26 protein-coding genes and 3 pseudogenes are annotated in these 24,507 nt (G+C 69.0%); 18 read left to right on the top strand and 11 right to left on the bottom strand.

Annotated features, from left to right (window positions below; translation table 11 throughout):
- The first annotated feature begins 53 nt into the window (after positions 1 to 53).
- Positions 54 to 1,907 carry a hybrid sensor histidine kinase/response regulator gene (locus CSW64_RS02480; RefSeq protein ID WP_099620615.1) on the top strand — a complete coding sequence of 618 codons (1,854 nt, stop codon included), beginning with the start codon at positions 54 to 56 and terminating at the stop codon, positions 1,905 to 1,907.
- Here CSW64_RS02480 and CSW64_RS02475 read toward each other — a convergent pair.
- A complete protein-coding gene (locus CSW64_RS02475; RefSeq protein ID WP_099620614.1) occupies positions 1,904 to 2,242 on the bottom strand; it encodes a DMT family transporter in 339 nt (112 codons plus the stop codon). The genes CSW64_RS02480 and CSW64_RS02475 overlap by 4 nt on opposite strands.
- Entirely contained in the window at positions 2,239 to 2,814 is a 576-nt protein-coding gene (locus CSW64_RS02470) for a TetR/AcrR family transcriptional regulator (protein ID WP_099620613.1), read from the bottom strand. The genes CSW64_RS02475 and CSW64_RS02470 overlap by 4 nt, the downstream gene beginning before the upstream one ends.
- A gap of 191 nt (positions 2,815 to 3,005) precedes the next feature.
- Between CSW64_RS02470 and CSW64_RS02465 the strand changes: the two genes are divergently transcribed.
- Positions 3,006 to 4,463 carry a sigma-54-dependent transcriptional regulator gene (locus CSW64_RS02465; protein ID WP_099624082.1) on the top strand — a complete coding sequence of 486 codons (1,458 nt, stop codon included), beginning with the start codon at positions 3,006 to 3,008 and terminating at the stop codon, positions 4,461 to 4,463.
- A 140-nt stretch (positions 4,464 to 4,603) separates the two neighbouring features.
- Here CSW64_RS02465 and CSW64_RS02460 read toward each other — a convergent pair whose 3' ends face one another.
- Positions 4,604 to 5,239, bottom strand: coding sequence for a TetR/AcrR family transcriptional regulator (locus CSW64_RS02460; RefSeq protein WP_099620612.1), 636 nt, complete (start codon positions 5,237 to 5,239; stop codon positions 4,604 to 4,606).
- Positions 5,240 to 5,333: 94 nt separating this feature from the next.
- On the opposite strand from CSW64_RS02460, the gene CSW64_RS02455 reads away from it, so the two are divergent.
- Genes CSW64_RS02455 through CSW64_RS02445 form a run of 3 tightly spaced genes read left to right on the top strand, consistent with a single transcriptional unit; the run spans position 5,334 to position 8,606 of the window.
- Positions 5,334 to 6,350: a phosphotransferase family protein gene (locus CSW64_RS02455; RefSeq protein ID WP_245863804.1), complete on the top strand. Its 1,017-nt coding sequence runs from the start codon at positions 5,334 to 5,336 to the stop codon at positions 6,348 to 6,350.
- Between the two features lie 27 nt (positions 6,351 to 6,377).
- A complete protein-coding gene (locus CSW64_RS02450; RefSeq protein WP_099620610.1) occupies positions 6,378 to 7,604 on the top strand; it encodes an acyl-CoA dehydrogenase family protein in 1,227 nt (408 codons plus the stop codon).
- 30 nt (positions 7,605 to 7,634) lie between these two features.
- The gene (locus CSW64_RS02445) at positions 7,635 to 8,606 is read left to right on the top strand and encodes an NADPH:quinone oxidoreductase family protein (protein WP_099620609.1); all 972 of its coding nucleotides are present in this window, start codon (positions 7,635 to 7,637) and stop codon (positions 8,604 to 8,606) included.
- Positions 8,607 to 8,723: 117 nt separating this feature from the next.
- Here CSW64_RS02445 and CSW64_RS02440 read toward each other — a convergent pair whose 3' ends face one another.
- From CSW64_RS02440 to CSW64_RS02420, 5 genes are all read right to left on the bottom strand, one after another.
- Complete coding sequence (locus CSW64_RS02440; protein ID WP_099620608.1) at positions 8,724 to 9,557, bottom strand: flagellin; 834 nt, start codon at positions 9,555 to 9,557, stop codon at positions 8,724 to 8,726.
- Positions 9,558 to 9,654: 97 nt separating this feature from the next.
- Entirely contained in the window at positions 9,655 to 10,362 is a 708-nt protein-coding gene (locus CSW64_RS02435; RefSeq protein WP_099620607.1) for a ribonuclease T2 family protein, read from the bottom strand.
- Between the two features lie 188 nt (positions 10,363 to 10,550).
- Positions 10,551 to 10,856, bottom strand: coding sequence for a hypothetical protein (locus tag CSW64_RS02430; protein WP_099620606.1), 306 nt, complete (start codon positions 10,854 to 10,856; stop codon positions 10,551 to 10,553).
- Entirely contained in the window at positions 10,853 to 11,119 is a 267-nt protein-coding gene (gapR, locus tag CSW64_RS02425) for a nucleoid-associated protein GapR (protein ID WP_099620605.1), read from the bottom strand. The genes CSW64_RS02430 and gapR overlap by 4 nt, the downstream gene beginning before the upstream one ends.
- 98 nt (positions 11,120 to 11,217) lie before the next feature.
- The gene (locus CSW64_RS02420) at positions 11,218 to 11,757 is read right to left on the bottom strand and encodes a hypothetical protein (RefSeq protein ID WP_150131312.1); all 540 of its coding nucleotides are present in this window, start codon (positions 11,755 to 11,757) and stop codon (positions 11,218 to 11,220) included.
- Positions 11,758 to 12,087: 330 nt separating this feature from the next.
- Here CSW64_RS02420 and CSW64_RS02415 point away from each other — a divergent pair, with 330 nt between their 5' ends.
- On the top strand, positions 12,088 to 12,900 hold the full coding sequence (locus CSW64_RS02415) for a hypothetical protein (protein WP_150131311.1): 813 nt from the start codon (positions 12,088 to 12,090) through the stop codon (positions 12,898 to 12,900).
- Here CSW64_RS02415 and CSW64_RS02410 read toward each other — a convergent pair.
- A complete protein-coding gene (locus CSW64_RS02410) occupies positions 12,897 to 13,511 on the bottom strand; it encodes an HAD family hydrolase (RefSeq protein WP_099620602.1) in 615 nt (204 codons plus the stop codon). The genes CSW64_RS02415 and CSW64_RS02410 overlap by 4 nt on opposite strands.
- 5 nt (positions 13,512 to 13,516) lie before the next feature.
- The gene (ykgO, locus tag CSW64_RS02405; protein ID WP_099620601.1) at positions 13,517 to 13,642 is read right to left on the bottom strand and encodes a type B 50S ribosomal protein L36; all 126 of its coding nucleotides are present in this window, start codon (positions 13,640 to 13,642) and stop codon (positions 13,517 to 13,519) included.
- 214 nt (positions 13,643 to 13,856) lie between these two features.
- On the opposite strand from ykgO, the gene CSW64_RS02400 reads away from it, so the two are divergent.
- Positions 13,857 to 15,119: a lytic murein transglycosylase gene (locus CSW64_RS02400; RefSeq protein ID WP_099620600.1), complete on the top strand. Its 1,263-nt coding sequence runs from the start codon at positions 13,857 to 13,859 to the stop codon at positions 15,117 to 15,119.
- Here CSW64_RS02400 and CSW64_RS02395 read toward each other — a convergent pair.
- A complete protein-coding gene (locus tag CSW64_RS02395) occupies positions 15,116 to 16,417 on the bottom strand; it encodes an MFS transporter (protein WP_099620599.1) in 1,302 nt (433 codons plus the stop codon). The two genes, CSW64_RS02400 and CSW64_RS02395, sit on opposite strands and share 4 nt — an antisense overlap.
- 139 nt (positions 16,418 to 16,556) lie before the next feature.
- Here CSW64_RS02395 and motA point away from each other — a divergent pair, with 139 nt between their 5' ends.
- The 11 genes and pseudogenes from motA to CSW64_RS22510 form a co-directional block, all read left to right on the top strand.
- A complete protein-coding gene (motA, locus tag CSW64_RS02390) occupies positions 16,557 to 17,426 on the top strand; it encodes a flagellar motor stator protein MotA (protein ID WP_099620598.1) in 870 nt (289 codons plus the stop codon).
- Between the two features lie 133 nt (positions 17,427 to 17,559).
- Positions 17,560 to 17,865 carry a hypothetical protein gene (locus tag CSW64_RS21740; RefSeq protein WP_150131310.1) on the top strand — a complete coding sequence of 102 codons (306 nt, stop codon included), beginning with the start codon at positions 17,560 to 17,562 and terminating at the stop codon, positions 17,863 to 17,865.
- Positions 17,866 to 17,949: 84 nt separating this feature from the next.
- A complete protein-coding gene (mnmC1, locus tag CSW64_RS02385) occupies positions 17,950 to 19,746 on the top strand; it encodes an FAD-dependent 5-carboxymethylaminomethyl-2-thiouridine(34) oxidoreductase MnmC1 (RefSeq protein ID WP_099620597.1) in 1,797 nt (598 codons plus the stop codon).
- 59 nt (positions 19,747 to 19,805) lie between these two features.
- Entirely contained in the window at positions 19,806 to 20,234 is a 429-nt protein-coding gene (locus CSW64_RS02380) for a DUF6491 family protein (protein WP_099620596.1), read from the top strand.
- Between the two features lie 123 nt (positions 20,235 to 20,357).
- Complete coding sequence (locus tag CSW64_RS02375; protein ID WP_099620595.1) at positions 20,358 to 20,855, top strand: DUF3833 family protein; 498 nt, start codon at positions 20,358 to 20,360, stop codon at positions 20,853 to 20,855.
- Positions 20,856 to 20,912: 57 nt separating this feature from the next.
- Positions 20,913 to 21,119: pseudogene (locus tag CSW64_RS02370) on the top strand (helix-turn-helix domain-containing protein); the annotation flags it as partial.
- A 130-nt stretch (positions 21,120 to 21,249) separates the two neighbouring features.
- Positions 21,250 to 21,534, top strand: coding sequence for a hypothetical protein (locus CSW64_RS21905; protein ID WP_172448403.1), 285 nt, complete (start codon positions 21,250 to 21,252; stop codon positions 21,532 to 21,534).
- Between the two features lie 220 nt (positions 21,535 to 21,754).
- Complete coding sequence (locus tag CSW64_RS02365; protein WP_099620594.1) at positions 21,755 to 22,105, top strand: hypothetical protein; 351 nt, start codon at positions 21,755 to 21,757, stop codon at positions 22,103 to 22,105.
- A 63-nt stretch (positions 22,106 to 22,168) separates the two neighbouring features.
- Positions 22,169 to 22,588 carry a hypothetical protein gene (locus CSW64_RS21735; protein WP_150131309.1) on the top strand — a complete coding sequence of 140 codons (420 nt, stop codon included), beginning with the start codon at positions 22,169 to 22,171 and terminating at the stop codon, positions 22,586 to 22,588.
- A pseudogene (locus CSW64_RS22455) lies at positions 22,513 to 23,106 on the top strand (flagellin); the annotation flags it as partial. The gene CSW64_RS21735 and the pseudogene CSW64_RS22455, both read left to right, overlap by 76 nt.
- Before the next feature lie 1,227 nt (positions 23,107 to 24,333).
- Positions 24,334 to 24,501 (top strand): annotated as a pseudogene (locus tag CSW64_RS22510) (flagellin); the annotation flags it as partial.
- Positions 24,502 to 24,507: the final 6 nt, after the last annotated feature.

Below are 24,507 nucleotides of genomic sequence, written 5' to 3'. Positions count from 1 at the left end.
CCTTAACGCTGACCCACTAGGGTCGCCCGGCCCACGGAGACCAAGGGCCAGGCATGGACCGGCAGGACAACGCCCCGCGCGCCCTTTGGACGTTCGAGGACATGACGGACGAGAACGACGGCGCCCTGCCGTCGATCAGCGTGCCGTGGATCACGCTCAACGCGCTCATCGTGCCGCCGGTCGCCCTATGGATCGCCACGGTGCTGTTCATGATCCCGATGGCCGCGATCGGCCATCCGATCATCGCCACGGTCACGGGCGCCTTGAGCATCGCCGCCGACGCCTTCATCCAGCATCGCTATCGGCGCCTGAACGCGATGGCCGACCTGGCGCCCGAAAAGGTCCTGGGAGCCCTGATCCGCTACCTGTCGGCGCGGGCCACGGTCGCCATGATCGGTCCCGTCGCCATCGTCCTGGCCCGCCCAGGCCCGGCCGAGCTGTTGCTCGCGGGCATCGCCGCCTGCCTGCTGCTCTGCGTCGCCGTCGGACAGGGGCAGCTTTCACGGTCCCTGTTCTGGGCTTCGGCCGGACCGGTGATCGTCGGCTTGGCCGCCATCATCATCGCAGCCTTCCCGCTCCGGACGGCCGCGCCGCTGATGGCGACACTGGTCCTGACAACCTTGTTCCTGAACGTGGTCGCCGGCGCCAGCATCCGCCTCCTCGGCGACTGGGACACGCTTCGGGACCGGAACAATCGCCTGATCGAACGCCTGACCGCCGAGCGGGAGGAAGCGGAACGCGCCCGCGAGGACGCCCGCCATGCCGGTCAGGCCAAGGCCAACTTCCTGGCCACCATGAGCCACGAGATCCGGACGCCGATGAATGGCGTGCTGGGCATGGCGCAGCTGCTGCAGAAGACCGCTCACGACGACGACCAGAGGCGCCGCATCGACACCCTGATCCACAGCGGCGAGTTCCTGCTGTCGATCCTCAACGACATCCTCGACATCTCGAAGATCGACGCCGGCAAGCTCGAGATCGCGACGACGCCCGAGGACCCGCGCTGCCTGCTCGACGGCCTGATCCAGCTCTGGGCCCCCGCCGCCGCGGAGAAGGGGCTGTATCTGACGATCCACATCGCCGACGATGTGCCGGCGTTCCTGGAGCTGGACGCCCGGCGCCTGCGGCAGATTCTGTTCAACCTGATCGGCAACGCCCTGAAGTTCACCAGCGAGGGCGGCGTCGCGGTCACCGTCGAGGCCCGCCCGGTCGACCGGACCCGGGTCCGCCTGCACGTCACGGTGCGCGACACCGGCATCGGCCTGGATCCGGAAAAGCTGTCGACGCTGTTCGAGCGCTTCTCCCAGGCGGATCAGTCGACCTCGCGGCGCTTCGGCGGCGCCGGCCTGGGCCTGGCCATCTCCCGCCAGCTGGCGCAGTTGATGGACGGCGAGCTCTGGGCCGAAGGCGCGCAAGGCCAGGGCGCCGCCTTCCATCTGAGCCTTCCGGTCACGGTCGCCGAGAGCCCGGCGGCGGCGTCCACGGAGCCCGTCGCCTCGATCGCCGACGACGCGCCGCTGTCGATCCTGATCGTCGACGACAACCGGGTGAACCTGGCGGTCCTGGAGCAGATTCTCCACGCCCTCGGCCACGAGGTGACCCAGGCCTCCAACGGTCCGGCGGCGGTCGAACACGGCGCCGCGCAGCTCTACGACCTGATCCTCATGGATATCCAGATGCCGGGCATGAACGGCGTCGACACCCTGAAGGCGCTTCGCATCCTGGACGGGCCGAACCGGTCGACCCCGACCATCGCGGTCACGGCCGACGTCCTCACCGGCGGACGGGACGACTATATGGCCCAGGGCTTCTGCGGCCATGTCGCCAAGCCGATCCAGATCCCCGAACTGGTCGGGGAGATGAACCGCGTGCTGGGCGCGAGGAGCGCGGCGCCCGTCGCCGCCTAGTGGCTGATGGACTTCGAGAACAGGTTCATCACCACCACGCCGCCGACGATCATGGCGATGCCGATCAAGGCCGGCGCATCGAGCTTCTGCTTCAGTACGACCCAGCCGATCAGCGCGATCAGAGTGATGCCCAGGCCGCTCCACACCGCATAGGCGATGCTGACCGGCATCTCCTTCAGCGCGATGCTCAGCAGGTAGAAGGCCATCCCATAGCAGGCCGCCATGCCGAGCGTCGGTCCGGTCCGCGTGAACTGCTGGGATTGCTGCAGCAGGGTGGTTCCGACGACTTCGAACAGGATGGCGCCCAGCATGGCCGCCCAGGTGACGGGGCTCATCGCTTGGCTCCCGTCACAGGAAGATTCGGGCTGAGGATCTGGGTCAGAGCACGGCGCTGGTCGGGCGAGATCGGATGGCCGCCCATGATGTCGTTCAGCCAGAGACCATCCGCCACCAGCCGCAGGATCAAGGCGTCGTCGGCGGCGGCCGGCTCCGTCGGGTCGTCGGCGCGAATGCGCGCGATATGCGCCTGCCATCGCGAGCCGATCGAGGGCTCCAGCAGGCAGGCGACCAGCACCGCCCGGCTCACGCTGGCGTAGTCCGGCGCGTCCACTTCGTCGATGGTCGCCTGCAGATAGGCGCGGGCATGCGGCACGTAGGGATTCGGATCCTTCGCCACCCGCTCGCGGATCTGGTTCACGAAGTCCTGGCCGAGATGGTCGACCACGCCCTCCAGCAGCGCCAGCTTGTTGGGGAAATGATGCAGCAGCGCGCCCTTGCTGAAAGGCAGGCGAGCCACGACGGCGTCGAGGGTGAAGCCGGCCGCGCCCTCCTCATGGGCGGTGCGGATCGCGGCCTCGATGATCTGGGCGCGGGTGGCTTCCGGGCATCGGATACGGGGGGTGCTCATACGGCCTACATACCGTCTGGACGGTAAATTACAAGCCATCAGAGTCACCCAAACCCTTACAGCGCTTGGACCCGTTAACCCCGGACTCAGGTCTCCGAAACCCCGCCTTTACCGGACCGTGTTTCAATCCGGGTCAACAAGAGCCCTACCCCATGATGGGTGCGGCCGGTTTTTCGGTGGGTGTTCTTCACATGACCAAAACGGTCCTGGTCGTCGACGACGACCCGACACAACGTCGCCTCATCCAGGCGGTTCTCGAGCGCGAAGGCTTCGCCGTCGCGCAGGCCGAGGACGGCGATGCGGCGCTGAAGCATCTCACCACGGGCCAGGCCGCGGACGTGGTGCTGCTCGACATGCAGATGCCGGGCCTCAACGGCCAGGACACGCTGAAGGAGATGCGCGCGCGCGGCTTCGCCCAGCCGGTCGTCGTGCTCACCGCCGGCGGCGGCGTCGACACGGTGGTCAAGGCCATGCAGGCGGGCGCCGGCGACTTCTTCGTCAAGCCGGCCAGCCCGGAGCGGATCATCGTCTCGATCCGCAACATGCTGTCGATGGGCGAGATGCGCACCGAGGTCGACCGGCTGAAGAAGCAGGTCAGCGGCCGCAGCACCTTCAAGGATCTCATCGGCGACAGCCCGGCCATGAACATGGTCAAGCGGCTGGGCGAGCGGGCGGCGAAGTCGTCGATCCCGATCCTGATCACCGGCGAAAGCGGCGTCGGCAAGGAGGTCATCGCCCGGGCGGTGCACGGCTCGTCCGATCGCGCCGGCAAGCCGTTCGTGGCCGTGAACTGCGGCGCGATCCCGGAGAACCTGGTCGAGTCGATCCTGTTCGGCCACGAGAAGGGCAGCTTCACCGGCGCATCGGAGAAGCACCTGGGCAAGTTCCGCGAGGCGGACGGCGGCACCCTGTTCCTGGATGAGGTCGGCGAGCTGCCGCTCGACATGCAGGTCAAGCTGCTGCGCGCGCTGCAGGAGAGCGAGATCGACCCGATCGGCGCGAAGCGCTCGGTGAAGGTCGACGTCCGGATCGTCTCGGCGACCAACCGCGACCTGAGCAACGCCGTGGCCGAAGGCCGCTTCCGCGAAGACCTGTTCTATCGCTTGAACGTCTATCCGATCGAGGCCCCGTCCCTGCGCGAGCGGCGCGAGGATATCCCGGCCCTGGTCGAGCACTTCATCGCCCGGTTCAACGTCGAGGAAGGCAAGCGGGTCGCCGGCGCCAGCGCCGAGACCATGGCCATCCTCAGCGGCTTCGACTGGCCCGGGAATGTCCGGCAACTGGAGAACGCGGTCTACCGCGCCATCATCCTGGCCGATGCGCCCTATCTGCAGCCGCACGACTTCCCGGCCATCTCGGGCGTGAAGATCGCGCCCGAGGCCCTGTCCGGCGAGGTCAGCGCCCCGACCGCCCAGCAGCTGATCGCCGAGATCAGCAAGGACGCGCCGGTCCGTATCCTCGACGCCCGCGGCCACGTCCGCCCGCTGGAGGAGATCGAGCGGGACCTGATCCAGCTGGCCATCGAGATCTACGCCGGCCACATGAGTGAGGTGGCCCGCCGTCTCGGCATCGGCCGCTCGACCCTGTACCGCAAGGTGCGGGAACAGGGCATCGACGTCGGCGACGAGGGCATGGAACAGGCGTCCTAGGTCTACGCTGTCAGGATGCTCCCCTCCGGGGGAGCTGTCGGCGCGAAGCGACGACTGAGGGGGTCAAGAGTCGGTCCGGCAAACCCCCTCCGTCTCGCCTGCGGCGAGCCACCTCCCCCAGAGGGAAGGATCCAGCCCCGCTACGCCTCCAGCAGCGCCGCCATCGTCGTGGCGAAGTGCGCCAGGGTCTGGTCCGAGCCCCAGGTCGGGTGCTCGCGCGTGCGGTCGGCCAACGCCGCCTCGCGGCCGGCCAGGACGCCGCCCAGATAGGCGCCCATGAACACCAGCCGCTCGTTCTTCAGGGCCGGCGGCATGTCCGGCATCAACCGGCGCAGATGCTCCAGGCAGCGCAGGTAGCCGGAGTTCCAGCGCCCATCGAGCGCCGCCATGAAGGTGCGCGGATGGCTCATGCCCAGCAGCACCACGAAGCGGTTGTAGCTGTCCTCCAGCCCCGTGCCATCGAGGTCCACGGAGGTGGCGATCAGGACCTCGACCACATCCAGGACCGCGCCCGGTCCGCCCGCGGCCTCCAGCCGGTCGAGCGCGGCGTTGCGGTTCTCGTCGATATGGGCGGCTCCATCGACGACCAGCTCACGGATCAGCGCCGCCTTTGAGCCGAAGTGATAGCCGACGGCCGCGTGGTTCTTCTGCCCGGCCGCCTCGGCGATGTCGCGCACGGTGACGCCGTCGACGCCCCGCTCGGCGAACAGCCGGCAGGCGACCTGCTTGAGCCGGCGCGAGGCCTCCGTTCCGGGCTTTGAGTCGGGGCGGACCATGGCTTCAGAAAGCGCATTGCCTTCCGTGCGGTCAATCAAATTATCCAATTGTCTTAAATCGCGCGATCACAAGGTGCGTAAGGTGGAAACGGCCGTGGACCTCGCCGCCCTGGCGGCCTGGATGGACAGCGTCGGACAGGGTTCCGGCGCGATCGAGGACGCCGTCCTGCTGGCGGGCGGCACCCAGAACATCCTGCTGAAGTTCTCGCGGGCCGGACGGACCTACGTCTTGCGCAGGCCGCCGCCGCATCTGCGCGCCAACAGCAACGAGACCATGCGCCGCGAGGCGCGCGTCCTGGCGGCGCTGGCCGGAACCGACGTCCCGCACCCCGGCCTGATCGCGGCCTGCCCGGACGAGACCGTGTTGGGCGCGGCTTTCTACCTGATGGCGCCTGTCGACGGCTTCAACGCCGCGTCCGGCCTGCCGCCGCTGCACGCGAGTTCGGAGGCCGCCCGCCGGCGCATGGGCCTGTCGATGGTCGAGGCCATCGCCGCCCTGGGCGCGCTGGACTACCGCGCGGTCGGCCTCGAGGGCTTCGGCAAGCCGGACAACTTCCTGAGCCGACAGGTCGCCCGCTGGAAGGGCCAGCTGGACTCCTACGCCGAGTTCGACGGCTGGACCGGACCGGGCGAGATCCCCGGCGTGGACCGGGTCGCGGCCTGGCTCGACGCCCACTGCCCCGCCCGCTTCCAGCCCGGGATCCTCCACGGCGACTACCACCTGGGCAACGTCATGTTCCGCCATGACAGTCCCGAACTGGCGGCGATCGTCGACTGGGAGCTGAGCACGATCGGCGATCCGCTGATCGACCTGGGTTGGCTGGTCGCGACCTGGCCCGAGACCGACGACCCCGCCGTCGAGGACGTGGCCGTGCGCCCCTGGAAGGGCTTCCCGTCCGCCGACGAACTGGTCGAGCACTACCGCGCCCGCACGACCCGCGACCTGTCGGCCGTCGACTGGTACGCGGTGCTGGCCTGCTACAAGCTGGGCATCATCCTGGAGGGCACCCACGCCCGCGCCTGCGCCGGCCGCGCGCCGAAGGCCACCGGGGACCTGCTTCACGCCAAGACCATCGGCCTGTTCCAGCGCGCCCTGCGCCGGATCGGCTAGCCACGTTCACATCCTGGGATACGCGTCATGATCTTCGACCATACCGACAAGGTGAAGGCCCTCATCGCCCGGCTCGAAGCCTTCATGGACGAGCACATCTATCCGAACGAGGCCGACTTCCACGACTTCGTCCACGACCCGGCCAACCTTTGGCGGGAGTGGCCGAAGATGGACGCCCTGAAGGCCGAGGCGAGGGCGCAGGGCCTGTGGAACCTGTTCCTGCCGCACGAGTACGGCGCGTTCTCGCCCGGCCTGACCAACCTCGAATACGCGCCGCTGGCCGAGATCATGGGCCGCGTGCCCTGGTCGTCGCAGGTGTTCAACTGCTCGGCCCCCGACACCGGCAACATGGAGGTGCTGGCCAAGTACGGCAGCCCCGAGCAGCAGGCCCGCTGGCTGACGCCGCTGCTGAACGGCGAGATCCGCTCGGCCTACGTCATGACCGAGCCGCAGGTCGCCAGCTCCGACGCCACGAACCTGGAGCTGACCATCCTGCCGGACGGCGACGACTACGTCCTCAACGGCCGCAAATGGTGGATCAGCGGCGTGCGCCACCCGAAGTGCGACCTGATGCTGGTGATGGGCAAGACGCTGCTCGACAACCCGCGCCACCAGCAGCACTCGACCATCATCGTCCCGCGCGACACGCCGGGCGTGACCATCGTCCGTCATCAGACGGTGTTCGGTTCGATGAACAGCCCGGGCGGCGAATCCGAGCTGCGCTTCGAGAATGTCCGCGTGCCGAAGTCGAACCTGATCCTCGGCGAAGGCCGCGGTTTCGAGATCGCCCAGGGCCGGCTCGGGCCGGGCCGCATCCACCACTGCATGCGCTCCATCGGCCAGGCCCAGCGCGCGCTGGAGATCATGGCCCGCCGCGCCGAGAGCCGCGTCGCCTTCGGCCGGAAGCTCAGCGAGCAGGGCAGCATCCGCCAGGACGTGGCCAAGAGCTTCTGCGAGATCGAGATGGCCCGCCTGCTGACCCTGAAGGCCGCCGACCAGATGGACCGCCACGGCAACAAGGTCGCCAAGGACCTGATCGCCGCCATCAAGGTGATCGCCCCGCAGATGGCCCAGACCGTCGCCGACCGCGCCATCCAGGTGCACGGCGGCATGGGGGTCAGCGACGACACCCCGGTGGCCGGCTTCTTCACGCTGAACCGCTTCCTGCGCATCGCCGACGGCCCGGACGAGGTGCATATGAACCAGCTCGGGAAGCAGAAGATCCGCGAGTACAACAGCCAGAACGCCCGCTAGGGCTCCCCGCCGCCGCCGAAGGAGACAGTGATGAAGCGCGTTCAGGCGGACAGCCTCGACTCGATCGCCGACTACCGCCTGATCGAGGTCGATCCGCCGTCGCCCGGTCCCGGCCAGGTGCTGGTGACGGTCGAGGCCTGCGGCGTGGGCTATGTCGACGCCCTGGTGTCTCTGGGCCGCTACCAGGTGAAGCCGCCGTTGCCTCATACGCCCGGCCAGGAGGTCGGCGGCGTGGTCGCGGCGGTCGGCGAAGGCGTGACCAACGTGGCGGTCGGCGACCGCGTCATGGCGCATGCCGCCGGCGGCTTCCAGGAACAGGCCCTGGCCGGCGCCCTGGGGGTGGTGAAGATCCCCGACGCGATGACCGCCGCCCAGGCCGCCGGCTTCCGGATCAACTACATCACCGCCCTGCACGGCCTGAAGGATCGCGCGGTCCTCCAGCCCGGCGAGCGGGTGCTGGTGCTGGGCGCCGCGGGCGGCGTCGGCATCGCCGCCGTCCAGGTCGCCAAGGCCATGGGCGCCCAGGTGATCGCGGCCGGGTCCAGCGAGGAGAAGCGCGCCTTCGCCCTGGCCCAGGGCGCCGACGCGGCCATCGACACCGCGGTCGAGGGCTGGCGCGACCGGCTGAAGGCCCTGTGCGATGGCAAGGGGCCCGACGTGGTCTTCGACCCGGTGTGCGGCCCGCTGTTCGAGGCCGCCTTCCGGTCGCTGAACTGGCGGGGACGGCATCTCGTGGTCGGCTTCGTCGGCGGCCCGATCCCCGCCCTGCCCGCCAACCTGACGCTGATGAAGGGGGCGGCGCTGACGGGGGTCGACGTGCGCCAGTTCATGCTGTTCGAGCCCGCCCGCGCGGCGGCGCATCTGACCGAGCTGTTGGCCTGGGTGGCGGAGGGCAGGCTGATCCCGCCCGTGGGCCGGACCTTCGCGTTGTCGGACTACGCCGAGGCGCTGGAGTTCGCCCTGACCGGCAAGGGGTTGGGGAAGACGATCATCGTCCCTTAGGAAGCCCGCCTCCCCGGCGAAGGCTGGGGCCCAGCTTCAGCCCGAGCTCCCAGAATCCTATCCGACCTCTGAGACCCCGACAGGGTCCCGGCCTTCGCCGGGATGACCGGATGAAACTCACCGCTGCTGGAACAGCTGCAGCAGCAGCGACGGCGCGCGGTTGGCGATGCCCAGGGCGATGATCGCCAGCTGCTGCTGCACCTGCAGCGCCTGCAGGCGGGCGCTCTCCTTGGCCAGGTCCGCGTCGACCAGGCGGCCGACGCCGGCGTCGATCGTGTCCTGCTGCTTGCCGACGAAGGTCAGGTGCGTATCGAGCGCCTTGGCGCCCGTCCCGAGCCGCCCGGCCGCGGCGTTGACCGCCTTCATGGCGTTGTCGATCGCCGTCAGCTCGGCCGTCCCGATCGTGCCGGTCAGGTCCGCGACCGTGCCGGAGATCGCCGCGCCCGTCGTCGACAGGTCGATATGGTCGACGTCGATGGTCGAGGTGGCGCTGCTGTTGGCCAGAGCTTTGACGTTGCCCGCGCCGCCCGCCGAGATCAGGCTGACGCCGCTGAACTCCGCGTTGGCCGCGACCTTGTCGATCTGCCGGCGCAGGGCGACGTAGTCCTCGCTCAGCGCCGCGCGGGCGGCCGTGTCCAGCGTGGTGTCGGAGGCGGCGAGCGCCTTTTCCTTCATCTGCGTCAGCAGGTCGGAGACGCTCTCGGCGCCCGAGATCGCCACGTCGACGATGGACTGTCCGCGCTGCAGGGAGGATTTCACGGCGTTCAGGGAGCGCGACTCGGCGCGCTGGTTCTGGGCGATGGCCCAGATGGCTCCGTTGTCCTTGGCGCTGCCGACCTTGAAGCCGGTGCTGATCCGCCGCTGCACGGTGAACAGCTCGGCGTTGATCGCATTGAGGCTCTGCAGCGCTATCATCGCGCCGACGTTCGTGTTGATGCTGTTCATCGGCATCGACGACAGAGCCCGTGTTTCCAGGTCCGGCCGCGTTTTGCGACCGCGGGACGTTTTGTCCCGCCGCTACACTGCGGCGCGAGGCGTTAGGAAAGGGTTAGGGGGTTCGGCGCGGGGCCAGCCTCAGGACCACGTGGTCCGGCGCCCCGACGCCGCGGCAGGCCATCGGCCGGTACTGCAGGTCATAGCAGAGCCGCACGTCCTCCAGCCAGTTGCCGCTGGCCGCCTTGATGTAGATCCCGTCCCTCGCGACCCATGGATTGGCCGCCTTGAAGGCGTCGCGGATCTCGCCGGCGGTCATCGTCTGGCCGGTCAGCGCCGGACGCTTCAGGCCGTCCCAGAGCTTGGCCGCCTGGTCGAAATAGGCGTCGGGACTGTCCCAGCCGCAGGTGCCGTGCGCGGCCCATTCGTGCTGCAGCATCTCGGCCGAGGGCGTCATGCACAGGTGCTCGCGGACCGTCTCCGCCGACAACTTCGGCGCCGGACCGCAGTAGCGCGGATGCCGGCGCTCAGCGCCGTTGGGCCACAGGCCGTGCAGCACGAAGCCGAAGTCGTTGGTCTTGCACTGGACGGCGTTGTCCGGGTCCTCGCCCCGGGTGCGGCAGATCTCCGGCGCCCAGGTCAGGGCCAGCATGTAGAGCGCCGTCGGGACGTCCCGGACGATCTCCTCGGCGCGGGGCCTGTACGACGGCGCGGGGGCGACTTGCTCGGGCAGGCGGCAGGCGGCGACCTCCGCCGCCGGTGAAGCCGGCTGGGCGCAGCCGGCGAACAGGAGAGCGGCGAGGAGGACAGAAAGGCTTCGCATCGAAGGAGCCTACCCGCTCCTCCCCCGCAGGGGGAGGGGGACCACCCGAAGGGTGGTGGAGGGGGTCTAAGGCGGCTGTCTGCACGCCGACGCCTGGAGTTTCCGCCGAGGGCCCTCTCCACCACCCTCCGGGCGGTCCCCCTCTCCCGGTGGGAGAGGAATGTGAGGATTGGCGAGGACTCTGAGAACTACTCCGCCGGCCGCCGCCGCATGGGCTTGCGCCCCATCGGCTTCTTCTCGCCCTTGGCCTTGGCGGCGATCTCCTTGAGCTTCACCGCCTGCAGCATCGAGAGGGCCTGGCCGGCCGCGCCCTTCTCGGGATCGCCGAAGGCGCGGCCGTAGGTCTTGAGGCGATCCTCGACCGAGCCGAGGAACTCGCCTTCCCATTCGGACAGTTCGATACCGGCCTTGTCGGCCGTCCGGCGGGCGCGCCTCAACGCATTGAGCGCGGCCCGCTTGGCCTGCGCCTTCAGGTCTGGCGCGGCGCGCTTCAAACTTCCCCGATGGCGGACATGTAGAGGTCGATCAGCGCCTCTTCTTCCTGCCGCTTGGCCCGGTCGGTCTTACGGATGCGCACGACCTTGCGGATGATCTTGGTGTCGAAGCCGTTGCCCTTGGCCTCGGCGTAGACCTCCTTGAGGTCCGCCATGACCGCGGCCTTGTCCTCTTCCAGGCGTTCGATCCGCTCCAGGATGGCCTTCAGCTGGCCCTGGGCGGTGGTGTTGAGGACTTCGATCGAGTGGGCGTCGTCGGCCATGGGTTCGGGCAATCTCAAGTTTCAGATGGCGCGCAACATAGTAACCCAGGCCTGGAGTGTCATGGCCTGGGATATTTCTATCCACAGGCCACCGACAGCTATCCCAGCCGCTTCGGACGCTTCGGCGCTGCGCCGCGACGGGTGTACTCGCGCAGCGGCGGCGGCGGGGTTTCGCCGTGCATCTCCTGCTCGATGGCCGCCACCATGGAGGCCAGGCAACCGCGGCGACGGTGCGCGGGCGGAGTGATCAGGCCGTTCATCCACCGATTCACGGTAGCCATGCTGACCCGTTGCTCGCGTGCGATCTCATCGAGGTTCTGGAGCATCCGCCCGCCCATCCAGAAGAGCGCGTGGAACTCCTGCGGATCGAGCAGGTCGGCCTTCTCGCTCGCGTACTTCAGATGCGAGGCGAACTGTCGATACAGCCCCTGGCCGTAGCGGACCCGTCCGCCCTCATCGAGAGGGTCGGGCGCGTGATAGACCACGCCGCCAGCGCGATAGCGCTCGCCGCGGCCCCTCACGGTGAACGACGTCGTGGTGCTGTAGGCGATCACCTCGCCCTCGGTCGCGTCGGGCGACCGCTCATCTTCGTTATCCTGGTGCCGGGTGATGAGCCTCAAGGCTCCCTTACTGGACATCTGGCGCTCCTGTTTCCTGCGCGCGCCCGCGCAATGTGCCGGGGAGCCTTATCCCCGTTCTGGGTACAGCGAAACCCGAATTCGTTAAAATTCGACGGATTTCACAAATCAGTGACCGTCACATCGCCAAGAACGTTCACTATTGACGAATTGTGAAGACGAGTTTGAATGCTGCCTACAACTGGAAGGAGCCCCGACATGCCCCGACACACCCGCCACCCGATCGTGACCCAGATCAACCACGTCCTAGAAACCCCCCGGCCGGAACCCAAGCTGCTCCAGGTCGGCTTCAGCCCCCACTGCTAACAGGACACAATACGGGAGGGCCCCATGGGCCGAGATCACTTTACCAGCGTCGAGACCCAGTCCCCTGAAACCCAAACCCCCGAGATCGAACTCCGGACTCCCCCAGCGGAGTGGGCCGTCCCCCTCGCGGACAAGGCCAAGGCCGCCGGAGGCCTCATGGGAGATGACTACGACCGCATCCTGAGCGCGGTCCAAAGTCATCGCGCCACGGTCGCAGTTCCGGCCGATCGTGCGAACAATCCCGACGCCATTCTTGGCGCAGTCTTCTCGGAAGACATCTTTCAGCCCATCAAATCCCGCGCCGGCCACCAGCGTGACGCCGATCTGAAGTTGTCGCGTCTGTTCGGGCACTTCATCGCCCCGGCGTTCCAGCGGCGCTTCCTGGCCCCCAAGATCCTCGCCTCCGAGGCCATCTACAAAGCCCTCGAAAACACCCCTCAGCACGGAGGCTATGAGCAGGTCTTCGCCTCAGCCCCGTCCGCCGCCGTGCGCGGAAGCCTCACGGCGGCCGGCTTCTGGCTCATGGAACAGGAAAAGCCGCAGGTCTCTCTTCGCCTCGAACCTCATCATTTCGCGAGCTTCGTCCAGACCCGCAACGAGCACCGGGACGCCTGCGAAATTGCGGTTCTGGAGGAGGAAGGCCTGCTCTGGGCGGCGCAGGCCCTCGCCGCCCTGGCCGGGCCGGGCGTCCGCCTTCCCGGCGGAGAGGTGGTTCGCCACCCCGACGCGGCGAACGGACGCAACGCGGTCTATCAGTTGGCCCTTGAGATCGCCTACGACGTCCCCGGCGCCCGGGAACAGGCCGGACTGCAGGTCTACCGGCGCGACGCGGCCTAGGCCGCCAGGAGCCCGAAGGCCGTCAGGGCGGGCCATAGTCTCGCCGGTTCCTCGAACCGGTGGACATGGAACCCCATCGCCCTGGCGGCCTCGATGTTAGGGGCCGAGTCGTCGATGAACAGAAAGTCCTGCGACTCCAGACCCGCTCGACGCAGGACGACCTCGTAGATCGCCGGGTCCGGCTTGATCAGCCCCTCCTCGGCCGAGACGATCGAATCGCGCAGGTGACGGAAGACCGGCGACATGGCCCGCACGCCGGGCCAGGCGCGGTGGGACATGTTGGTCAGGGCGAACTGCGGCACGCCGCGCTCGGCCAGCGCCTCCATGACCGCTTCGGTCTCGGGAATCGCGCCGTCGAACATCTCGTCCCAGCGGTCCCACCACGCGCGGATCTCAGCTTCGAATTCGGGATGCTGGGCCGCCAGCCGGACGGTGTTCTCCTCGGGAGAAACGCCGCGGTCCGTCTCCGCGTGCCAGTCCATGGTGCAGACAGACGAAAGGAACCGGTCGCAAGCGGCCGGTTCCTGGAAGATCTTCGTAAAGAGGCGCCGCGGACTCCAGTCCACGATCACGTTGCCGACGTCCCAGAGAACAGCCCTGGGCGCGCGCACGCTGCTTAGCCTTGCTTGGCCTTGAAGCGCGGGTCGGTCTTGTTGATCACGTAGATGCGGCCCTTGCGACGCACGAGCTTGCAGTCGCGGTGGCGGCTCTTCAGCGACTTCAGCGAGCTTCTGACCTTCATGACCCTAGTCTACCGTTTATCGGGCGGCCCGGGCGCGTACAGGTGCGCCCCTGGGAACCCGGTTGTTTCCAGAGCGGGCGGCTATACGGGCCCGGGCCCTGAGAGTCAACGGTTGCGGCCTTCTTCGGCGGCCCTCTTGAGGCCTCTTTCAGCGTTAAGCCTTTTCGCGGGCTTGTGATTGAGGCGCACCCCGGCCTCCGACTAGGGTCTGCGCATGGATCGTCGTTCGTTTCTCGTCCTCACCGTCGCCGGCTGCGCGGACCCCCAGCTCGAACCGCGCCTGGCGGGCGGGCCGTCACCCGCGCCACAAGCCACGCTGCAACCTGCCTCGAACGCCGGCTCCGGCGACCCGAACTTCGACGCCTGGCTCAGCGGCTTCTACGGCCGCGCCCGCGACGCCGGCGTGCCGTCGTCAGTACTGGACCGCGAACTGGCCGGCCTGACGCCCGACCCGCGCGCCGAGGCGTCCGACTCCCGCCAGCCCGAGTTCTCCAAGCCGATCGGCGACTATGTGAAGGGCGTGACCAGCGCCGACCGCATCGCCCAAGGACGCCGGTTCCGGGACAGCCTGCCTTATCTGTCGACGATCGAGCAGCGCTATGGGACCCCGCGCGACATCGTCCTGGCCATCTGGGCGCTGGAATCGGCGTTCGGGAAGATCCAGGGCGACATGGATGTGGTCCGATCGCTGGCCACCCTGGCGGCCCACGGCCGTCGCCGCGCCTGGGCGGAGGGCGAACTGATCGCCGCCCTGAAGATCATCGGCTCGAACGAAGCCCCGCGCAGCCGCCTGAAAGGCAGCTGGGCCGGCGCCATGGGCCAGACCCAGTTTCTGCCGACCGTGTTCCTGTCGACGGCCGTCGACGGCGACGGGGACGGCCAGCGCGACATCTGGGGGTCGACCGCCGACGCCCTGTTCTCGACCGGGAACTACATGGCCAAGGCCAACTGGCGGCGCGGCGAAAGCTGGCACCAGGAGGTCATGGTCGTCGGCGACTTCGACTATTCGGTGGTCGAGGGGCCGAAGAAGACGCCGGACGAATGGGCCGCCCTCGGCGTCAGCCGGGCGGACAACCGCCCCTGGAGCGCGGCCGACCGCGCCGCCCAGGCCAGCCTGATCGCCCCGGCCGGCGCGGGCGGTCCGCTGTTCCTGATCTTCCCGAACCACATGGCGATCCGCCGCTACAACAATTCCACGGCCTATGCCCTCGGCGTCGGAACCCTGGCCGAAGCCTTCTCGGGGGGCGGCCAACTGACCCGCCCCTGGCCCCAGGAGACGCCGCTGTCGCTGGCCGACCGCAAGGCGGCGCAGACCGCTCTCGCCCAGCTCGGCTTCAATCCGGGCGAGCCGGACGGGGTCATCGGGGTGAACACGCGGGTGGCGCTACGGGCCTGGCAGCAGACGCGCGGCCTGCCTGCCGACGGCTACCTGTCGCCGGATATCGTTCGTCGCCTGCGCGCCGAGGCGGGGCTCTAGCCTCCGCCTTCGTCCCGGCGCTCGAGCAGGGCCAAGGTCGACTCGTCCTCGGCTTCGCTGTCGGACACCTTCTCGCCGGCCTCGCGCAGGACCCGGTTCTTGAAAGCGTAGACCATCAGCCCGGCGAGGATCGTCGCGTTGAGCAGGAACGGCGCCCAGGACACCGCCTCGTAGAGAGCCACGAACAGCGGCGCGATGATCACGTTCAGCCCGTTCACCGCCGCGATGGCCGCGGCGGCCTGGGCCTGCTCGTGCATGTTGACCGTCAGCGACGCGCCGGCGGTGAAGCCTGGCCGGGCGAAGCCGTAGCCCAGGGCGGCGATCGCGAAGCCGGCCACGACGGTCCAGTAGTCCGGCGCGAAGGCGGTCATCAGGTTGCCCAGGCAGGCCAGGGCCACGCCCCAACGCAGCAGCACCTTCGGCCCCATGTTGAACATGCGGATCAGGCCCCACTGGGCCAGCAGCCCGGCCATCGCGCCCGCCGCCATGGCGACCGAGATGTAGCCCAGGGCCTCGATCGGGCTGACCTTGAGCTTGTCGATGATCATGAAGCCCAGGGTGTAGCCCTGGGCCGTCTGGCAGGTGGCGACCAGGAAGCCGTAGATCAGGAACGGCAGCAGCCGCGGATCCTTCCACAGCCCCGCGCTGGCGATACGTCGGGTCTCGCGCGCGACCGGCTCTTCCGGCAGGCCCTTCCAGACCACGATCAGCATGCCGACCGCCAGGAGCGAGAAGGCGTAGAGCGGCCCGGCCAGGCTGACGATCGGCAGGTTGAACAGCGGCGCCACGAAGGGTCCGATCACCGTGCCCAGACCGAAGGCGCCGGCCAGGGCGGCCATCTGCTGGGTGCGTTCGGCGCGGCTGGTGCGTTCGGCGACGTAGGCCTGGGTCGCCGGGTTGGACGAAGAGCCGATCAGGCCGAACAGCGCCCGCGCCAGCAGGAAGACCAGGAAGATCACGTACCAGGGCGCCAGATGGTTCAGGCCGGCGCTGACCACCAGGCCGCAGCACAGCATCGAGACCGCGAAGCCGCCAAGGCCCAGCATGATCAGCGGCTTGCGGCCGCGCTTGTCGGATTCCCGCGCCCAGATCGGCGACATGATCGCCCACAACAGCGCGGAGAGGGAAAAGATGGCCGCCATGAAGGCGTCCGGAACACTGATGCTCCGGCCGATGGCCGGCAGGATGGACATCAGCCCGGTGTTGCCGATCGCCACCACCACCGAAACCGCGAACAGGATCGCGAACGACCGCGGGGCCAGGGCAGGCTTCGAGGCGGCGTCTCCATCCTTCATCATCTAAGCACTGTTAGGCGCGCTGATTCCCGAGCGCAACGGGCTTCGGCGATCAATGATCACACAGCGACAGCGCACACGCCGCATTAAGCATTAACGGCCATGTTGGGCCCGATCGAATTCGCGGGGCGGCGACCCACTCATGTTCCAGATTATCGGCATCGTGCTGCTCTTCGCGCTGGTGTTCGGCAGCTACATCATCTCCGGCGGGAAGATGGGGGTGATCACCCATGCCCTGCCCCATGAGATGATGGCCATCGGCGGCGCCGGCGTCGCCGCCTTCCTGATCTCCAACTCCCTGCCGGTGATCAAGGGCACGCTCAGCGGCCTGGGCAAGGCCTTCAAGGGGCCGAAGTGGAAGGCCTCGGACTACCGCGACCTGCTGTCGCTGCTGTTCCTGCTGACCAAGACCATGAAGTCCAAGGGCGTCATCGCCCTGGAAAGCCACATCGAAAAACCGGCCGAGAGCAGCATCTTCTCGCGCTTCCCGAAGATCACGAAGGACCACTTCGCCGTCGACTTCATCTGCGACACGCTGCGGATGATGACCATGAATCTGGAGGATCCCCACCAGGTCGAGGATGCGATGGAGAAGCAGCTCGAGAAGCACCACCACGAGGCGCAGGAGCCGGCCCACGCCCTGCAGAACCTCGCCGACGCCCTGCCCGCCCTCGGCATCGTCGCCGCCGTGCTCGGGGTCATCAAGACCATGGGCTCGATCACCGAACCGCCGGAAGTGCTCGGCGGCATGATCGGCGGCGCTCTCGTCGGCACCTTCCTGGGCGTGTTCCTGGCCTATGGCCTGGTCGGCCCGCTGGCGGCGCGCCTCAAGGCGGTCGTCGACGAGGAAGGCGCCTTCTACCGAATCATCCAGTCGGTGCTGGTCGCCCACCTGCACGGCAACGCGGCGCAGATTTCGGTCGAGATCGGCCGCGGCAGCGTCCCGTCCGGCTCACAGCCCAGCTTCCTCGAACTCGAAGAAGCCCTTGCCAACATACCGAACGAAGCCTGACCGACGTTCGTCGAGCGAAAAATGTGATCACACCGGCGTGAAGTCTGCGCTTGCGCGCGCGTCATATCGCTGCATAGTCCCTTACTGCGCTCCCCCGTGGGGCGCTCCAAAATTCCTCACAGGGGACTTTGCCATGACCTCCGATATGCTCCGCAAGCTGCTCGTCGCCGGCGCCGCCGTCGCCGCTCTGTCCGTCGCCGCCTGCGGCAAGCCGGCCGAAAAGGCCGCTGACGCCGCCGACACGGCCGCCGCCGCCGCGACCGACGCCACCGCCGCCGCCGACACGGCTGCGACCGCCGCGACCGACGCCGCCGCCGCCGCCACCACGGCCGCCGGCGCCGCCGCCGACGCCGCCGCCGCTGCTCCGGCTGACGCCGCCGCCGCTGCTTCGGCTCCGGCCGCCCCGGCTGCTCCGGCCGCCGAGCCCGAGAAGAAGTAAGCGCTTCGACGCGCAAAGCGTTATGGGAAGGGCCGCTCGAAAGAGCGGCCCTTTTCTGTTGCGTAGCCCCCTCTTCCCTAGACGATGACCGCTGCCCCTCCGATCGATCCGGCCCTCACCTGGGGCGAAGACGGCCTGCCCCGGTCGGGTCTGTACGGCGACGTCTACTTCTCGTCCGACGACGGCCTGGCCGAGACCCGGGCGGTGTTCCTCGCGGGCGCCGACCTGCCCCACGCCTGGCGGGATCGCGAGCGGTTCGTGATCGGGGAGCTGGGCTTCGGCACGGGCCTGAACATCGCGGCGCTGCTGGACCTCTGGCGCCGGGAACGGCCGCCGGGCGGCCGGCTGCATGTCTTCAGCGTGGAGCGGCACCCGCTGGCGGTCGATGACGCCGCCCGCGCGCTGGCCCGCTGGCCGGAGCTTGAGCCGGTCGCCGCCCCGCTGCTCGCCGCCTGGCCGCGCCGCGCGCGGGGCTTTCACCGCCTGGACCTGCCGAACCTGGACGCGGTGATCGACCTGGCAGTCATGGACGCGGCCGAGGCGCTGACGCAGTGGCAAGGTCGCGCCGACGCCTGGTTCCTGGACGGCTTCGCGCCGGCCTCCAATCCGGCGATGTGGCGGCAGGAGGTTCTCGACCTCGTCGCCGCCCGCAGCGCGCCCGGCGCCCGCGTCGCCACCTTCACCGTCGCGGGCGCGGTGCGGCGAGGCCTGCAGGCCGCCGGCTTCGCCGTGGAGAAACGCCCCGGCTTCGGCCGCAAGCGGGAGCGGCTGGAGGCCTCGATGCCCGGCGGCCCGGCGCCGGTTCCGCCTCGCCGCCGCGTCGCCGTGATCGGCGCAGGCATCGCCGGCGCCAGCCTGGCGCGCGCCTTCCGGCTGGCCGGAGCCGCCGTCGAGGTCTTCGACCCGCGCGGCGCGGGCGGCGGCGCGTCGGGCAATCCGGCGGCCCTGGTCTCGCCGCGGGTCGACGCCAGCCTCGGCCCCGTCGCCGCCCTCTACGCCCAGGCGCAGGCCCGCTCCGCCGATCTGTATCGCGCGACGCCCGACGTCGTGATCTCCGAACACACGCTGCTGCTCGAGCGGACCGATCGGGACGGCGCGCGCTTCCGAACCGTGGCCGACAGCGATCTGTTCGCGCCGGGGTCTGTCGTCCCCCTGGATCAGGCCGAAACCGCCGCGTTGGCGGATGCTCCCGGGCTCCCAGGCGGCGTCCTGTTCAAGGACGGCCTGGTGATCGAGCCGGCGCCCCTGCTCGCGGCCTGGGCCGGAACGGTCCGGCGGGAGAGCGTCGCGCGTCTTGAGTCCATCGGGGCCGGATGGCGCCTCCGGAGCGCCGACGACGCCCTGCTGGCCGAAGTCGACATCGTCTGTCTCGCCGCCGGCCATAGGTCGACAACGCTGCTGGATGGGCCGCCGCTGCAGCCCATCCGCGGCCAGGCCAGCTGGACCACCGAAGCGCGGCTCGGCCAGGCGATCAGCTTCGGCGGCTACGCCGCGCCGACCCGCGACGGCCTGCTGTTCGGCGCAACGCACGATCGCGACCGTGACGACGAGACCCTCGACCCCGCCGACCACCAGCGCAACCTGGCCCAGCTGGCGACCCTGCTGCCCGACCTCGCCGGTCGCCTCGACGCTCACGCCCTGCAAGGGCGCGCCTCGGTTCGCGCGGCGACGGCCGACCGCCTGCCGCTGGCCGGCCGGCTCGCCGACAACGCCTTTGTCCTCGCTGGCCTCGGCTCCCGCGGCTTCTGCCTCGCCCCGCTGCTGGCCGAGCACCTGGTCGCGCTGGCCCTGGGCCATCCCTCGCCGCTTCCGGAACCGCTCGGAAGCCTGATCGACCCGGTCCGTTTCGCGCGGCGCGCCCGTCGCAAGACCTCGTCCTGACCAAGCCTTCGCGCTATGGTGCGCCCGGGACGGGGCCCTCGCTTCAGGAGACCCCAAGCATGAAGACCATCATCGTATCGTCCGTGGTCGGCGCCCTGGCCCTCACGGCCGGCGCGGCCTTTGCGTTCCAGACGCCGACGAGCCAGACTCCGGCCGCCGCCAAGCCGCAGCGATCCTGCTTTTTCGCCAGCCAGGTGAACGGCTGGAGCGCCGACCGCGACGAGAAGACCGCCTATCTCTACGTCGGCGCGAAGGACGTCTACAAAGCCGAGTTGTTCAGCCGCTGCCTGGATCTGGACAGCGCGCTGAGCATCGGGATCGAGACCCGTGGCGGCGGCACGAGCATCTGCGATGGGCTGGATGTCGACCTGCTGGTCCGGTCGGCGATGGGGCCCCAGCGGTGCAAGGTCACCAAATTGACCAAGCTGACGCCCGATGAGGTGGCCGCCATGAAAGCCGCCCGCAAGACCAAGAAGTCCGGCGGGTAGCTCGCGCGACAGGGGGTGCGGACACAATGCCGCACCCCTCATACGGGAACGCTGCGGATCACCGCGACATTACGCGCCGGACGACTGTGGTGACGGCGTCGGGAGCCGTCCGCTAGGATCACGATGATCTGGCGGCGGGGAGAAAGGGCGCACGTGGACGGTGACTCTTTCGAGCCGGCGAGACTTTTTCGCCCCGAGAGCTTCTTCTTGGGGCGGACCGAAGGCTGGGGAGTCGCCAAGGGCCCGTTCGGGCAGATCGTCCGCCGCTGCCGCATCCATACCGAAGGACGCCTCGACGAGGCCTACCAGGCGCTTCATCTCGACGAGCTGTTCGTCTGGGACGACGGCGGCCAGGAGGAATGGCGCTGGGCCATGCGACGCGGCATGGACGGTCGCTACGCCGCCGCCGAAGCGCTGGTCGGCTCAGGCATCGAAGGGCGCTACGACGGCTGCGACTACGTCTTGTCGTTCCTGAGGCCGGTGCAGCCGAAAGGGCCGCGTTTCCGGTTCGTGACGCGATTCACCCTGCTCGCCCCGGACGTGGCGATGAAGTCCGTGCGCCTGTCTCTGTTCGGCGCGCCGATCGCCTCCATGGTCGCCTTCCACCGGCAGATCGACTGAGCGTTCCTTCGCCCCCGCTCGGCCGGCCGACGTGATATTCTGTGGACGAAAGGACTAATGGGGATTTACCTCGTCGCCATGGGGGCATCGCAGGATCCAACGATCATCGAGAAGCTCACGCCACGGGAGCGTGAATGCCTGCGCTTGGTCGCCGATCATCTGCACTCCAAGGAAATCGGCCGACGCCTCCGGATCTCGCAACACACCGTCGACGGCCACCTGAACGAGGCGCGCCGCCGCCTCGGCGTGCCCACCCGGCGCGACGCGGCCCTGCTGCTGGTCGCCTATGAGAGCGGCCTCACCCCCCTCAACGATTTAGGGGGTGGATCGGAAGGGCTAGCCTCGATCCCCGACACGCCCCCAGCCTCCACGTCATCGAGACGCGGAGACGACGATGGACGATATCGATATGCCGCTGACGGCGGCGACCAGCGTACAGCTCTGGAATCCCGCGGCCGACATGCCGGTCTGGAGCTGGAACCAGCTGGAGGACGCGCTGCGGGACCTGGCGGCGAGCCGGCACCAGCAGGACATGGTGGAGACACTGGTTTCCGCGACCCGGAAACAGGCGCGCTATCTGCCTTCGGGGCACGTCCTCAAGGAGATCCTCTGCATCGCATGGGTGATCGCGGACGAGTCGTTCCGGGGCGGTCGGGAGGAGGGCTCCTCCATGACCTGACGCCGCTGCGACGACTGGCGCTCATCGTGGGCGCCGCCGCGCTGGCAGCTCTGTTGCTGAGCACGGTCGTCGTGGCGAGCCATCAGTTCGCCTACGCCGTCCAGCAATCCATGCGCGGCTGGAAATAACCAGAAGAGGGGCCTCAGCCCCTCCTGCACACATCATCAAACTTCAAACGACATAGCGCGCGGCCCTGCCGCGCGGACGGAGGGATATTGTCATGAAACGCAAGATCGTCGCCCATCAGGTGGCCGACCAGCTCTTCGCCGCCGAAGCGGCCATCGACGGCGCGCTCGCGGCTGTCGCCACCCTGACGGCGATGCTGCCCAACGCCCGGATCGACGCCCATATCTCCGCCGTGATCGGTCAGAACGCGATCGACCGGACCAGCCAGACCATCGCCGCCCTCGCCGAGGCCCGCCGCGGCATCGTCGAAACCCATCGCGAGCTGTCAGACGTCCAGCACCAGATCGGCCTCGGCGCCGTGGCCCTCGGAGGCCTCGACAAACCCGCCGAAGACACCCCCCGGCTGCCGGTCCAAGGCGCGGCCCGTCACATTCGCGCGGCCTGACCTTTACCGAACCGCCAAACTTCCTTTCTAAGTGGCCGGAGTTTCCTCCTGGAGGCTCCGGCCTTGTTTACGACCCTGTTCGGCCAGATCGGCGCCGCCGCGATGGCGGCGGCCTGCATCCTCGCTCTCGCCTCCCGCGGTCGCGCCCAGGTGATCACCGCGTTGATCGTCGCCGCCGCCTGGATCGGCTCGGCGGCGCTTCAGGATCGGGCGAACACCGGCCCGCTGTACTGGGTCTTCGCGCTCGACATCGCGATCGCCGTGGTCTTCGTCGGGCTGGCGCTCTGGTTCCGGCAGGCCTGGCTGATGTGGGTGGCCGCGTTCCAGCTGCTGACCGCGGCCACCCATGTGGCGGTCATCGTGGACCTCAGGATCGACGTCCGCGCCTACATCACGGCCTACACCGTGTGGAGCTACGCCCTGCTGCTGGCGCTGGCCTGGGGCGGGATCGACGCCTTTCGCGCCCGCGCGCGTCGTCGCTGACCGCCGACCGCGCCGACCGGCAGAGGTCGCATATCAGGCAAACGCCGTATTGTTCCGCCCGCCCCCGGATTCCTAGACGAGGACAGTCCAGGATTTCGGGCGCCGCCTTGTCGTCGATAAACACCAACAGAGCCGCGCTTCAGGCGCTGCGGGCGCTCAACGCCGCGGCCGACCAGCTCCGCGCGAGCGAGACCCGCATCGCCACAGGACTACGGATCGCCGGCCCGAAGGACGACGGCGCGACCTTCTCTATCGCCCAGGGCATGCGCGCGGAAGTCTCCGGCTGGCAGGTCGTCGGCCAGGGGCTGGCCCGGGGGCAGTCGATCCTCGACGTCGCCTACGCCGGCGCCGAACGCATCAGCGACCTTCTCGTCGGATTGAAGGAACGCGCGGTCGCCTACAACGACGCCACGCTGGACACAGTCGCCAAGGCCGCGATCCGGAGCGAGATGGAGGCGATCACCCGCCAGATCGACCAGATCGCCAAGGGAACCGACTTCGACGGCGTGAACCTGCTGACCGGCCGGGCGACGATCAACACCCGGACCGAGACCACCTATCTCACCACGCTCAAACAGCCGCTGCGAGTGTTCAACGATCGCATGAGCGCCCTGCCCGAGGGCTCCACCCACGCGACCTCCACGAGCGAAGGCTACAGTCTGCCGACCTCGCCGCTGACCCCGCCGTCGTTCGCCGCCGCGGTCGCCGCCGCCAGCGGAACCAACTCCCAGACCATCGCGGTTGACGCGGGCCCGACGGGCGGCCGGATCAGCCTGCTGCTGGACGCCTACGGCGCTCCGGACATCGTCGAGATCTGGCAGAACGGGACCAGGGTGGCGGCCACCGGCCAGGCCTACGCGCCCGGCGGCGGCGCGGTCGGCCCAGGCGCCGCGGTTTCGAACCAGCACCTGCTGTCGTTCGACTACGACCCCGCCGACGGGCAGACGATCGAGTTCCGCTTCAACGAGAACGTCTCGGTTTCCGGCACGGCCTGGAAGCTCAGCGGCGCCGTGCTGCAGGATCCGGCCGATCCGCCGCCGGCGCGCCAGACCACGGTGTCGACGGTCATCGGGACCTCCGCCGAGTTCGACCCGCCCCTGCCGTCGGCGGACCCGGAACAGGTCGGCCGGGCGCTCGGGGTGCGGCCCCAGGGCTCCAGCTCGACCTATACCCTGGACGCCGGCGGCCAGGCCGGGCGCATGGACATGACCTTCGACGCCTTCGGCGACGCCGACCGGGTCGAGATATGGCAGGGCGGCGTGCGAGTGGCCGCGTCCGGCCAGGCCTATGCCGCCGGCGGAGGGGCGGTGGGTCCGGCGGCGGCGGTCTCGGGCCGTCAGACGATCAGCTTCGACTACGATCCGGCCGGCGGGCCCCTGTCGTTCCGCTTCAACGAAGGCGGCGGAACGCCGGAGAGCGCCTGGGTGGTCAGCTCCCTCTCGCTGAATGCGGCCAACGCCCCCCTGCCGGCGACCGCGGCCGGAACCAGCGGCAGGCAGGAGCCGGGCTTCGGACTCATCCACTACGACTTCCTGGCGAACCCGCGCGGCGACTCGCACCTGCGGGCATCGTCACGCGACCTCACCGCGGCGGGACTCCGGCTCGACGCGCTGAACTGGGATACGCCGGAGACGATCCTGGCGACGATCGATGTCGCCGGAAAGCTGGCGATCCAGGCGGCGACCTACTTCGGCGAACGTTTGGCCGGTTTCAATCGAACAGGCGCGCAGACGGGGCGGATGAGCGATGTCGTCCAGACCGGCGTCGGCAATCTGGTCGACGCCGACCTCGCCAAGGAAGGCGCCAGACTGCAGGCGCTGCAGGTCCAACAACGGCTGGCCGCCCAGTCGCTCACCATCGCCAACGCCGCGCCGCAGTGGCTGCTGTCGTTGTATCGCGGATCTGGAGGCTGACGGAGA

It is taken from the genome of Caulobacter mirabilis (assembly GCF_002749615.1).
Classification (GTDB): Bacteria; Pseudomonadota; Alphaproteobacteria; order Caulobacterales; family Caulobacteraceae; genus Caulobacter; species Caulobacter mirabilis.
Note: the sequence above shows the minus strand (reverse complement) of the source record. Positions and strands in the feature narration are given on the sequence as shown.